Below are 13150 nucleotides of genomic sequence, written 5' to 3'. Positions count from 1 at the left end.
CATCACATGCAGACTAAAAGTGAACGACAACTTTCCCAAGCGTTTTACGGAGCTTGAAAATTGCATTTTTATGAATTTGTGAAATCCGTGATGTAGTTAATCCTAATACATGTCCAATTTCCGTAAATGTTAGCTCATCATTGTAAAACAAACTAATAATTATCTGTTCGTTCTTATTGAGCGCTTTTATCCCTTCCTTAAGTTCATCCTTTAATTCAAGGTTTAGAATATTGTCTTCTGGTTTTATAACCATTTCATCTGGAATTGAATAGCCAATTCCCTCTTTTCGATCCTGTGCATTTTCTTTTGGTTTTTCTTCAATGGACAGCATGCTTGTAAACAATGCGTCCTTTACAATTGTTTCGACCTCTTTTACATCTAATCCTACTTTATTAGCTATTTCCTCCGATGTTGGTTCTCTTTGAAGTTTTTGAAAAAGCTCCTGAGCGGCATGATCAATTTTTTTTGATTTTTCTCTGATGGACCGAGGCACCCAATCATCTCTTCGTAATCCATCAATGATTGCCCCTTTTATTCGGAAGGAAGCATATGTATCAAATTTCAATTCTCGGCTAGGCTCAAACTTCTTTAATGCATCAAACAAACCTAACAATCCATAGCTTCTTAAATCATCTTTACTAATCATGCTTGGCAAGTGACTCGCAGTTCTTTCTACATGAAAACTAACAAGATACATGTAGTGTTGTATTAAGTCATCTGCTGCATGACAATCCTTATCCTGGAGCCATCGATTCCATAGCTCTTGCTCTAGAGGAGATTGATTTTTTTTCATTCCATACGCTCCTCTCCATGTCCATTAGTTAAATATACGTTTCACCTTTGTTTACTGTCTTAATTTTTAATTTACCTGTTTCTGGTTCAAATTCAATCGTCCGTCCGCAATTGCCACCCACGTCAGAAGCAATGATTGGAATACGAAAAATTTCAAGTTGCCTTTCAACCGCCTCTACATTTCTTGGACCTATCCGCATTGTATCCGAGCTTACAGACAATTGAAACATCTGTGCTCCACCAGCCAACTTCGCCTGAAGGGAAGATTTTCTAGCACCATTTTCTACTAATAGCTCAATTAACTTGGGTATTGCTGTATCTGCGTACTTACTTTCATTTAAATTAGATTGCTTATTCAGGCTTGAGTCAGGTAGCATAACATGTGCCATACCAGCAATTTTCTTTGGTAAATCATAAATCACCGCCCCAACACATGAGCCAAGTCCAGAAGTACGAATCGTGTCTGGTGCTTTTACGATATTAAGATCTGCTATACCTACTTTAATCACGGTTTGCATCTTATTCATAGCCGTTAATCCCTAATGCATGAAATAGCTTTGAAAACGCCTCTGGATCGGGCAGGAAAAAGAACTGCCCCATATTCCCATCCATGTGTTTCTTTTTGTTTATTTTCGTATCAATAATAATCGCATAGTCCGATACTTGTGATAACTCATTTAAGCCAACCGTTAATATCGCTCCCGCCATATCAATACCAAAATATGGAATAGAAGGATGTAAATCCAAATCTGTAAAGTCAGATAGAGCTGATAAATAAGAACCTGTTAAAATGTTGCCAATTTCTTGTAGCGCAGATATCGCTAAATCGTTTGGCACTTGATCGTCATCATAAAGCGTAATTTCATTGCCTGTCACTTCATTAACCAACTCAACTGCTTCTTCCATCGATAAAATAAAGAAAACAGTACCTGGTGCATCCCCATGAATTCGAAACATGATCGCTACAATTAAGTTCTCAGGCCCGCCTAATAAATCCATAACTTCATCAAATGCAACAATGTTTACTGCTGGAACCTGCATGTCAATTTTTTTATTAAGGAGCTTGGATAAGGAAGTTGCTGCATTTCCAGCACCGATATTGCCAATCTCTCGCAGTACATCCTTTTGCATGCTCGTAAGTTGATTGAAGTGCATTCCATTACCCTTCAACATGTTTTAATTCATTCATTTCGTCATTCGATAATACCTTTTGTAAATCTAAAAGAATAAGAAGTCGCTTATCGAGTTTTGCCACTCCCTCGATATAATCGACATCCACAGCTCCTACCACTTCTGGAGGTGGTTCAATAGCATCTTTTGGAATATCGATGACATCATTAGCAGCGTCTACAATGAGTCCGACTTCTAAATCATCAAGATTGAGAATAATAATTCTAGTGGATTCGTTGTATTCTTGTTCTTCGATCCCAAATCGAACTCGAAGATCTATAATTGGTGTTACCACGCCACGCAAATTAATAACTCCTTTTACAAATGGCGCTGTTTGTGGAACTCTTGTAATTGGGAGTAATCGTTCAATCCCACCTACTTTACTTACTTCTACAGCATACTCTTCATCCTTTAATTGAAACACAATTACTTTTTTGTCCAGCATTATATCATTTTCCATCTTTCAAGCCTCCCTGTTTGTTTTCAAAGGTTAGGGTTTACATTCCTAGCCTTTTATTAATGCAATGAACAGCTGTTTTCCTTTTTGAATCTATTTAATTAGTGCATTGCTATCAATAATTAATGCTACTTCACCATTTCCAAGAATAGTTGCACCAGATATAGCAAATATATTACTTAAATAATCTCCCATTGATTTTAGGACAACCTCTTGCTGACCAATAAAGGAATCAACAACAAGACCTGCTAATTTATCACCTTTTTTAACAACAACGACAGAAACATATTCATCTGCTTCTTTCTCTTCTTGTGGAACTTGAAAAATACGCTTTAAAAATGCAAGTGGTACAACATTTCCTCTAAAATCGATTATCTTTTTCTTATGTGCAGACATGATTTCGTCTTTTCGAATCACGGCAGTTTCAATAATCGAGGACAATGGAATAGCAAATTTTTCTTTTCCTATTTCAACGAGTAATACAGACATAATTGATAGAGTCAGCGGCAATTGTATTGAAAAAACAGATCCTTTTCCAACTTCTGAATCAATGGTGAGATTTCCACCTAATGATTCAATTTTATTTTTTACAACATCTAACCCTACTCCACGTCCAGAAATATCAGAAATTTCTTCTGCTGTAGAGAATCCACTCTCCATAATTAACTCAAATATTTGTTGGTCGGTTAAAGCTTCTGATTGTTTTTCTGTTATGACACCGCTTTTAATTGCTTTGTTCAATACTTTATCTTTATTAATTCCGGCTCCATCATCAGAAATTTCAATGAAAACATGATTTCCGCTATGAAATGCTTCTAGCTTAATTGTCCCTTGTGCCTGCTTTCCTTTTTGCAAGCGTTCTTCAGGGGTTTCGATCCCATGATCAATTGCATTTCGTAAAAGATGTACGAGCGGATCACCAATTTCATCAATTACTGTACGGTCTAACTCCGTATCAGCCCCGATAATATCTAACTCTATGTTTTTATGCAGCTCTCGAGCTAACTTGCGAATCATTCTTGGAAAACGACTGAAAACCTGGTCAACGGGAACCATGCGCATTGTTAATATAATATTTTGAAGGTTACCAGAAACTCGTGTCATTCGTTCCACGGTTTCTTCTAGTTCTGGATGCTTTACATCCATTGCAATCTGTTCAAGCCTTCCGCGATCAATAACAAGTTCTTCAAATAAATTCATTAACATATCAAGGCGTTCAATATTTACTCGAATTGTTTTAGTTGATGCCCCAGTTTTAGAAGTAGAATTATTATTCGCTTCAGTATCACTTACTGCTTGTGCTACGTCTGTTTCTGTTAGCTGTTCTTCTCTTTCCGTTTTATTAGATTGCACAGAGAAAGGTGTTACTTCTACATGATGAATTTCTGAAACTTTGTTAATCTTATTCTTTATTTCATTTTGAGAAGAGGTGGATACAAATAAGATGTTAAAACTCGTGTCGAAATTCTCTTCTTCTAGTTCAGTTACAGCTGGAGAGGATTTAATTACTTCTCCAAGCTTCTCTAGTATTTCAAAGATCATAAACACGCGTGCGCCCTTTAATAAACAGTCATTCGTTAGTTCCACCATAATTTCGTAATTGTGGAACCCTCTTTCCAATGATTCATTTAAAATGGACAATTCAAATTCATCGAGATGATCGAATGCTTGCGTAGATACAGCTTCTTTAGAGTCAGCAGTTCGAGTACGAGTAGAATCCGAATCGACTGTTTCACCATTTTCTAGTTTTTCTAGCTGAAGTGCTATATTGACAACATCTCTTGCACCATTGCCTCCGTTTGAAATATCCTCCACCATTGCATTCAGATGATCCACTGCTTCGAATAAGATATCCAACATAGATGCTTGAACAGAAAGCTTGTCATACCGAATGCCGTCAAACACATTTTCTAGCTTGTGTGTTAAATTAGCCAGATCCTGATACCCCATTGTTGCTGACATTCCTTTTAAAGTATGGGCTGCTCGGAATATTTCTTCAATAATTGTTTTTTCTGAAGGTTTTTTTTCTAACTCGAGTAACTGCTTGTATAAGACCTCTAAATGCTCCGTGCTTTCATCGATAAATACATCTAAATATTGCGTTGTATCCATTTTATCCCCTCCTATTCCGGTAGTAATTTACAGATTGTTTCTCCAATTTGATGAAGATGAACAATATAATTAACGGAGTTTGTTTTCACTGCGGCCTTTGGCATTCCATAAACAACAGCAGATTCCTCCGATTCTGCAATAATTACGGTATTGGGATCCTTTTCTTTCATTAGCTTTATACTATTTGCGCCATCACTACCCATCCCAGTTAGCACGATAGCGATTTTGTTCAGCTTTGTTAACGTCGAAATGGATTCAAATAAAACATCAACAGATGGGCGGTGACCGCTTATTAAGGCATCTTGTGAAAGCTCAATAGCATAGGTAGTTCCAACTTGACGAATTCGCATATGATAATCTCCTGGTGCTATATACACCGTTCCATTATGTAAAATCTCACCATGAGTTGCTTCTTTTACGCGAACCTGGGTCAAACTATTTAAGCGATCTGCTAGCGAGCGAGTAAATCCTGCAGGCATATGCTGCACAATGACAACTGGTGCAGCAATATTCTTCGGAAGCTCTGTCAGTACTCGCTGTATAGCTCTCGGTCCTCCAGTGGAGGTTCCAATTGCAACAATTGATTTAGAAAATTGCTTATTCTGCTGTTTAGGTAGGATTCGAGATAAATCGTTTTGTTTTGGTTTTGCTGTTTGCAGCTTTACATTTGCAGCTGCTATTACTTTGGAGATAATCTCTTCCTTAATCTTGGCAATATCAAGTGAAATAGATCCTGATGGTTTCGCAATAAAATCGACTGCCCCTTTTGAAATAGCTTGAACAGTTTTAGCAGCACCATCTTTCGTTAGACTAGATAGCATAACTACTGGTGTTGGCATTTCTTTCATAATACGTGTTAATGTGCTTATTCCATCCATTTCTGGCATTTCCACATCAAGAGTAATTACATCTGGTGCATGCTTTCTAGCTTTCTCTAAGCCGTCAACACCATTTCTTGCAGTTGCTACTACTAGAATGTGGTCAGCACTTTCTAAAATATCAGCGATCATTTTTCTCATAAATGCAGAGTCGTCAATTACTAGCACGCGAATTTTTTTCATTGCTGGCTACCTCTTTACAAATCGTTTTAATTTGCCGATAAAAGTATCAGCTTGTTTTGTACGTCTTGTTGTTGCTTGATTTGTATGATAATTTACTACAAGCAGCTTAAGTGCCCTTGCAACGGCAGATTTTTTATTCAACAATACGTATGGAATTTGACGTGTTACAGCAAGTGATACGTTTTTGTCTTGTGGTAACACACCTAACATATGTACATTTATATCTAGGAAGTGGAAGATAATTCGTTTAAACCTCTCTAAGGCTTTGGTCCCGCTTTTGGGGTTCTCAGCTTGATTCATCACTATATATATCGGCATATTATCTTCATTGTTAATAATATGCTTGATCATGCTGTACGCATCCATAATTGCGGTTGGCTCTGGTGTTGTAACAACAATACACTCATCTGATGCTAGCACAAAATGAATGCTTTCAGCGGTAATACCTGCTCCCATATCAAAAACAATATAGTCGTACTTTTGAACTATTTTTGCATATTGATCGAGAAAGTAATCCATTTTGGTATTGTCTAATGTGAATATAGAGGCTAATCCAGATCCACCAGCTAAAAAATGTAACCCATTTGGACCTTCTTCGATTATCTCGGTAATCGATAATTGTCTTTCGAGCATATCAACAATGGTATAACTCGTTTGTTGTCCAATTAATATTTCAATATTACCCATGCCAATGTCTAAATCCATGAGGAGGACATCATATCCAGCGCGAATTAACTCGATCGAGAAATTTAATGCTGTATTTGACTTACCCACTCCACCTTTTCCACTTACAAATGAGATTGTTTTTCCAATTTTTTCATTGGAAAGTGGAGGGGCCTTTAATTGTTTTCGTAAGCCTTCCGCCTGATCAGCCATCAATAAATTCACCTACTAAAAATTTACTAATTTTATATGGTGTTGGCATGATTATATCGTCCGGAACATCTTGACCATTTGTAATATACGCTATTCCCATGCCTTGAAGTAATGCCAGGGTCGCAATACTGCCATATCGACTTGTTTCATCCATTTTCGTAAATATCATCTCTTTAATTGGTACTCCACTAAATTGGTTTATAACATCTATTAAATCCTGTTGTTTAGCAGTTAACGATAATACAAGATATGTTTCTACATTTTTTTCAAGGTCAATCGTATTTTTTAATTCTTGCACATAGTGGTCATCTCGAAAATTTCTACCTGCTGTATCAACTAGAATTAAATCATAATCCTTGTATTGATTGACAGCTCGTTTATAATCGTCTAATGAATAAGCTACTTCGATCGGAACATCTAATATGCTTGCATACGTTTTTAATTGTTCGATTGCAGCAATTCGATATGTATCTGTTGTAATAAAAGCAACTCGTTTTTTATCCTTTAACACACTATTGGCTGCTAGCTTGGCAATCGTTGTTGTCTTTCCCACCCCTGTAGGTCCAACAAATTGAACAATCTTTTTTTGATAAGAAATTCCTTCAAAAGTTAGTGGAGATAGCTGCTTTTCTATTACTGCTAATGTATCTTTTACAATTTGCTCTGTTGAAGGTGCATCTACTAAACTATCATGTAATTCGATAACTTTATTTATAATAGATGCTGCGAGTTGTGCTTCTAGTTCTTGCTCAACTAGGTGCTCGTACATTGGTTGATATGTCGGCGGAAAAGTAGTTGGTTGTTGTGCCGCTTGTTGTTCCATCATCTTTTTTAAGTACTTAATTTCCATCAACACAGGATCATCTTGTTTTAACTTTTTTTGAGCAAAAGGCTTCTTTTTTAAGTTAGGTTCTTGAAATGCCATCGTTTCAGCTTGCGGCTTTTTTCGTATCGGATTAGGATCCAAAGCAGCAATCACCTCGATTTTTCGCTTTTTAAAAAAACCGAGGAAGCCACCTTTTTGAACTTCTTTAGAATTTAAGATAACTGCATCTGTGCCAAGCTCTTTTCTAATTTGATGCATCGCTTCTGGCATTGTCGGTGCTACGTATTTTTTTATTTTCATGCTACATTCACCACCCCAACACTTTGTACATTTACATTTGGCTCTAATTCATTGTAAGAAAGAACAACGACCTGTGGCATAAAACGATCTAAAATCTGCTTTAAGTACATCCGAACTGCAGGAGAGCATAAAAGAATGGCTGTTTCTTCCTGCAATGCAAGTTTTTCGGCTTCTCCGTGAATGGTCTTGATTATTTCTTGTTGAACGTCTGGCTCCATGGCGAGATAATTCCCGTGCTCTGTCTGTTGCACGCTTTCCGCAATAATCTTTTCTACCTTTCCTGATACAGTTATGACTCGAATAGACATATCTTCTTGTGCATACTGCTTCGTTATTTGTGCAGATAATGCTTGTCTTACATATTCTGAAAGAAGATCGGCATCGTTCGTCATTTTTGAGAAATCTGCCAATGTTTCAAATATCACTGGCAAATTACGAATCGAAACATTTTCCTTTAATAGCTTGCTTAAAACCTTCTGAATATCACCAATTGCTAAAGGCTCTGGTGTAACTTCTTCGACTAATATCGGGTAATTCTCTTTTAGATGATCGATAAGCTGTTTTGTTTCTTGTCTTCCTAATAATGTATATGCCTCTTGCTTTAATATTTCAGTTATATGCGTGGAAACAACAGAAGGTGGATCTACTACCGTATATCCTAAGAGTTCAGCTTCATCTTTACTCTCCTCACTAATCCACTTTGCAGGCAATCCAAAGGCAGGTTCCTTTGTCTCGATTCCTTCAATCGATTCTTCTTCCATATTCGGTGTCATTGCCAAGTAATGGTCAAGCAATAATTCACCAGAGGCAACTTCATTACCTTTGATTTTCAAACGATACTCATTCGGGTTTAATTGGATGTTATCACGAATTCGAACAACAGGAATTACAATTCCAAGCTCTATTGCAAGCTGACGCCGAATCATAATCACTCGATCTAATAGATCCCCTCCTTGTTTCGTATCAACAAGTGGAATTAAGGCATAGCCAAATTCAAATTCAATCGGATCCATGCTTAAAAGGCTAACTACATTTTCTGATGACTTCATTGCGGAGGACTCTGTTTCATCTTCTGCTTCTTCTACTTGAACTTCAGATGCTTCCGGCTTCTTCGTTAAAAAGTAGGCACTGATTCCAAGTGTTGCTGCAATGGAAGTAGTTAAGAAAAAGTTAATCGGAGTCAAACCGAGTAAAAAGATTGCACCCGCAGCGATGAAAAGCAACTTTGGATATTGAAGCAACTGATCTGTTACATCGCTTCCAAGGTTACCAGTCGTACTAATTCTCGTTACAACGATTCCTGTTGCGGTTGAGATAAGCAAGGCTGGTATTTGACTTACTAATCCATCTCCTACAGTGAGTCGCATAAAGGTATTTATTGCCTCTTGGAAAGAAAGGTCCATTTGCACCATTCCAATGATTAATCCGAAAAGAATGTTAATTAATACAATGATGATTCCAGCAATAGCATCCCCTTTTACAAACTTACTGGCCCCATCCATCGAACCATGAAAGTCTGCTTCCTTTTCTACCTTTTCACGTCTTTCTTTTGCTTGCTGCTCAGAAATTAAACCAGCATTAAGGTCAGCGTCAATACTCATTTGCTTTCCTGGCATTGCATCTAATGTAAAACGTGCGGCTACCTCGGATACCCGTTCTGCCCCTTTTGTAATAACGAGAAACTGAATAATCACTAAGATAACGAATACGACAAAACCGACTAACGGATTATTACCAATAACAAAGCTACCAAATGTGTCTACAACGCCTCCTGCTTCTGCTTTTGATAAAATAGATCTCGTCGTAGAAACATTTAAGCCAAGACGGAACAATGTTAAGAGCAATAATAGAGAAGGAAAAATAGAAAATTGAAGTGGCTCTTGCGTATTCATCGAAACAAGAATAACAATTAATGCTAACGATATGTTAAGCAAAATAAGAATACTGAGCATCCATCCTGGCAATGGAATTACCAGCATGACAATTATTAATATAACACCTAGCAGAACGGATAAATCTCGGGCTTTCATAATCTTCTCCCCTTATTGCTTATGCTTTTTTACCTATTCGATATACGTAAGCCAATATTTCTGCTACTGCCTGATAAAATTCTTCAGGAATTAAATCGCCAATTTCAAGTCGACTATATAATGCTCTGGCCAAGGGACGATTTTCTACAGTAGAAATATTATGGGCTTTTGCGACTTCCCTAATTTTTAAAGCTACCAAGTCTGTTCCTTTGGCAATGACATATGGTGCATTCGCTTTATTTTCATCGTACTTTATAGCTACCGCAAAATGTGTCGGGTTAGTTATAATAACATCTGCGTTTGGAACTTCGCTCATCATACGACGCATTGCCATTTGCCTTTGCTTTTCTTTAATTTTAGACTTAATTAATGGATCTCCTTCAATGTTCTTATGTTCATCTTTAATATCCTGTTTTGACATTCGCATATTTTTTTCGAAATCATAGCGTTGATACGCATAATCAAAAACAGCAAGAAACAACAAGACAACAGCAGCTGATATTCCCATCACCATCGCGGTCTTTCCAAAAAAAGCCAAGGATGAATCTGCATTCTTAAAGGATAACATGAGCATTTCATCCTTATACATCCAAATTACCATAAAGGTTATTGCACCAATGAATGTAATCTTTAATAATGATTTTGCTAGCTCTACAAGCGCTCGAACCGAGAAAATTCGTTTAGCCCCTTGAATTGGATCAATTTTTTTTAAGTCTAATTTCAAAGGCTCTGTCGTAAACAAGAAACCAATTTGCATTAAATTCGAAGCTAGTCCTGCTACTATGGCAATTAAAAATACCGGTGCTAACAATTTTGCTGTCTCAATAGTTATTCCATTAAAAAGTTGACTTACTGTTTTTTCGGTAATATCCCAATGAATAAATTCCGTAAAGGACTGGCGATACATCGCCAGCATGCCATTTTTTATATACGCACCAAATATGACTAATATAATAAAGGAAAATAAAAGCAATAGGCCTGTATTAACATCTTGGCTTTTCGCTACCTTTCCTTTCTTTCGTTCATCCTGCCTTTTCTTTGGCGTTGCCTTTTCTGTTTTTTCACCCGCAAAAAATTGTAAATCCAATTTTAATAGCAAGCTACGCACCTCCAAACAACTGCATTAACCTATGCATTGTCTCGTACATCAGACTAAACAAGCCTTTTGCCAAAGAAACATACAGGCTCATAAAAAATAGAATCACGACAAAACTAACTAGTATTTTGAGTGGCAGTCCAACAACGAAAACATTTAACTGTGGAACTGTTCTAGCAATGATTCCCAATGCCACATCCACTAAAAACAAACAACCTACTATAGGAATGGATATTTGAAATGCAATAACAAACATTTTATTAAAAGAAGTAATAACAAAATCTGCAATTGTCCCATCTTGAAATGGAATGAAACGATCTAATGGAATAAATTCAAAACTATAAAATATCCCATCAATTAATAAATGATGTCCATTAACCGATAATAAGAATAAGAGCGCAATAATATAAAAATACTGTCCCATTAATGGGCTTTGCGCCCCAGTTTGGGGATCAATCACATTTGCGATAGCAAATCCCATTTGAAAATCTATAAATCCACCAGCAATTTGAATGGCAGATACAATAATATACGCAATTAGGCCAATTAACACTCCAACCAACATTTCCTTTAGTATCAAGAAAGGATATGTACTATCAAACATAATTGCCGAGCCATCTACCGTATAGTAAAGGATGAATGCTAGAAAAAAACTAATTCCAATTTTAAATGGGACGGGTATCGTACGATAAGAAAACAAAGGCATTACTACAAAAAATGCAGTGACACGAATAAAAACCAATAAAAAAACAGGAATACTTTGCAAGTTTATAAATTCTAGCATATCTTACCCTACAAACTTATTTAAATTTTGATAAATATCAATCGTAAATTCTACCATTTTAGTTAACATCCATGGTCCGAAAAAAATCATCCCGACTAATACTGCAACTATTTTCGGAATAAAGGCAAGCGTCTGTTCTTGGATTTGGGTTGTTGCCTGAAAGACACTTACAAGCAGCCCTACCCCTAAGGCAAGAATTAATAAAGGGCCAGTAACAAGTAAAATGGTATAAATGCCTTTTTCAGCAAGCGTCAAAACAAATTCGCTACTCAATGAAACACACCTTCTTTTTTAGAATCGACCGTTAAAACCCATCGAGAATGGAATGACTAATCAAGTACCAACCATCGACTAATACGAATAATAATATTTTAAACGGTAACGAAATCATTACCGGCGGTAACATCATCATCCCCATAGACATTAGAACACTAGCAACTGCCATATCTATAATTAGGAAGGGAACAAAAATCATAAATCCCATTTGAAAGGCTGTTTTCAATTCACTAATTGCAAAAGCAGGGACTAGTGTGGTCAAAGGAATATCTTGGACACTTTCTGGCTTTTCCAATTCGGCATAATTCATAAATAATGCAAGGTCTTTTTGTCGCGTATGCTTTGCCATAAATTCCTTCATCGGCGAGCTCGCTCGGTCATATGCTTCATCTAATGTTATTTCTTCATCAAATAATGGTTGTAACGCATTATCATAAACATCACTAAAGGTAGGTGCCATAATAAAGAATGTTAGAAACATTGCTAAGCCAATTAACACCTGATTAGGTGGCATTTGTTGCGTTGCTAACGATGTTCTTACAAAGGATAAAACAATGATAATTCGAGTGAAACTCGTCATCAATATTAGAATACTTGGTGCTAAAGATAATACCGTTAACAAAAGTAATAGCTTAACCGATGTAGAGACGGATGAAGGATCTGAACTAGAAAACATATCTATAAATTCATTCATGGGAATCTTCCTTCTGCTTTGATTGGCTAATTAATTCTTTTCTATTCTGGCTTAGGTGTTGTAATTCTTTCGCAAATAAATTTTTAAAATCTTTTTGCTCGTTCTTAAAACGTCCTTCGCCTTGTTTGCTACCCGAGTTTTTAAGTAATGAAGAAAGAAACTTGCCAGGCTTTACAGACATGAGTTCCTCGCTTGCTACGTCTAGCTCTTGTTTCATTTCTTCATCATTGATCTCTTGAAGCATATGTATATCATCGCCTACACCGATTAAGAAATACTTTTTACCTACTCGGATAATCTGAATAGATTTATTTTGACCTACCGCTATTCCACCAAGGTTTTCAAGTGTTTTTACATGATTAAATCGTTTATTCCGATGATTCAAAAACCGTAACAGTGCATAGATAAGTGCTAAAATGAAAAATAATGCGATGATCGTTTTTAGAATACTAATCCATATAGATTCGTTTTTCTCCACTTTTTCTACACTTTCTTCATCTGCTTTAACCGATGGGCTTTCGTTTGTATCCGCTTCATCTACTTCGCTATTCTCATTTGTTTCTAGCCAATCAGATACATTCGTTTCCTTCGCCATCATTTCCGTTGGAAAATAAATATTCCAAATGAGCAAAATGATCCCTATACTAATGGAAATCTTATTTTTCATCGATCTCAC

14 protein-coding genes are annotated in these 13150 nt (G+C 36.5%); all 14 read right to left on the bottom strand.

The annotated features are described in order from the left end of the window. Positions 1-13: 13 nt before the first annotated feature. The 14 genes from QBK89_RS05235 to QBK89_RS05170 all read right to left on the bottom strand — a co-directional run bounded on the left by QBK89_RS05235 (position 14) and on the right by QBK89_RS05170 (position 13141). On the bottom strand, positions 14-793 hold the full coding sequence (locus tag QBK89_RS05235) for a FliA/WhiG family RNA polymerase sigma factor (RefSeq protein WP_284139975.1): 780 nt from the start codon (positions 791-793) through the stop codon (positions 14-16). A 28-nt stretch (positions 794-821) separates the two neighbouring features. Then, positions 822-1319: a chemotaxis protein CheD gene (locus QBK89_RS05230; RefSeq protein WP_284139974.1), complete on the bottom strand. Its 498-nt coding sequence runs from the start codon at positions 1317-1319 to the stop codon at positions 822-824. Further along, positions 1312-1947: a chemotaxis protein CheC gene (locus tag QBK89_RS05225; protein ID WP_284139973.1), complete on the bottom strand. Its 636-nt coding sequence runs from the start codon at positions 1945-1947 to the stop codon at positions 1312-1314. Before QBK89_RS05225 ends, QBK89_RS05230 begins: the two co-directional genes overlap by 8 nt. Positions 1948-1951: 4 nt before the next feature. Further along, positions 1952-2422, bottom strand: a complete 471-nt coding sequence (locus tag QBK89_RS05220; protein ID WP_284139972.1) for a chemotaxis protein CheW — start codon at positions 2420-2422, stop codon at positions 1952-1954. 90 nt (positions 2423-2512) lie between these two features. Further along, entirely contained in the window at positions 2513-4531 is a 2019-nt protein-coding gene (locus QBK89_RS05215; RefSeq protein ID WP_284139971.1) for a chemotaxis protein CheA, read from the bottom strand. Between the two features lie 11 nt (positions 4532-4542). Further along, positions 4543-5592 (bottom strand): protein-glutamate methylesterase/protein-glutamine glutaminase, encoded by a 1050-nt coding sequence (locus QBK89_RS05210; protein ID WP_284139970.1) that lies wholly within the window; start codon positions 5590-5592, stop codon positions 4543-4545. 6 nt (positions 5593-5598) lie between these two features. Further along, entirely contained in the window at positions 5599-6468 is an 870-nt protein-coding gene (locus QBK89_RS05205) for a MinD/ParA family protein (protein WP_284139969.1), read from the bottom strand. Further along, positions 6461-7594 (bottom strand): flagellar biosynthesis GTPase FlhF, encoded by a 1134-nt coding sequence (gene flhF, locus QBK89_RS05200; RefSeq protein ID WP_284139968.1) that lies wholly within the window; start codon positions 7592-7594, stop codon positions 6461-6463. Before flhF ends, QBK89_RS05205 begins: the two co-directional genes overlap by 8 nt. Next, entirely contained in the window at positions 7591-9624 is a 2034-nt protein-coding gene (gene flhA / locus QBK89_RS05195; RefSeq protein ID WP_284139967.1) for a flagellar biosynthesis protein FlhA, read from the bottom strand. The genes flhF and flhA overlap by 4 nt, the downstream gene beginning before the upstream one ends. Before the next feature lie 19 nt (positions 9625-9643). Then, entirely contained in the window at positions 9644-10723 is a 1080-nt protein-coding gene (gene flhB / locus QBK89_RS05190) for a flagellar biosynthesis protein FlhB (RefSeq protein WP_284139966.1), read from the bottom strand. A gap of 1 nt (position 10724) precedes the next feature. After that, entirely contained in the window at positions 10725-11504 is a 780-nt protein-coding gene (fliR, locus tag QBK89_RS05185; RefSeq protein WP_284139965.1) for a flagellar biosynthetic protein FliR, read from the bottom strand. A 3-nt stretch (positions 11505-11507) separates the two neighbouring features. Then, positions 11508-11777: a flagellar biosynthesis protein FliQ gene (gene fliQ, locus QBK89_RS05180; protein WP_284139964.1), complete on the bottom strand. Its 270-nt coding sequence runs from the start codon at positions 11775-11777 to the stop codon at positions 11508-11510. A gap of 31 nt (positions 11778-11808) precedes the next feature. Then, a complete protein-coding gene (gene fliP / locus QBK89_RS05175) occupies positions 11809-12474 on the bottom strand; it encodes a flagellar type III secretion system pore protein FliP (protein ID WP_284139963.1) in 666 nt (221 codons plus the stop codon). Further along, positions 12467-13141 carry a flagellar biosynthetic protein FliO gene (locus tag QBK89_RS05170; RefSeq protein ID WP_284139962.1) on the bottom strand — a complete coding sequence of 225 codons (675 nt, stop codon included), beginning with the start codon at positions 13139-13141 and terminating at the stop codon, positions 12467-12469. Before QBK89_RS05170 ends, fliP begins: the two co-directional genes overlap by 8 nt. Positions 13142-13150 lie beyond the last annotated feature (9 nt).

The organism is Virgibacillus sp. LDC-1, from assembly GCF_030137545.1.
In the GTDB taxonomy this organism is placed as follows: Bacteria; Bacillota; Bacilli; order Bacillales; family Amphibacillaceae; genus LDC-1.
Note: the sequence above shows the minus strand (reverse complement) of the source record. Positions and strands in the feature narration are given on the sequence as shown.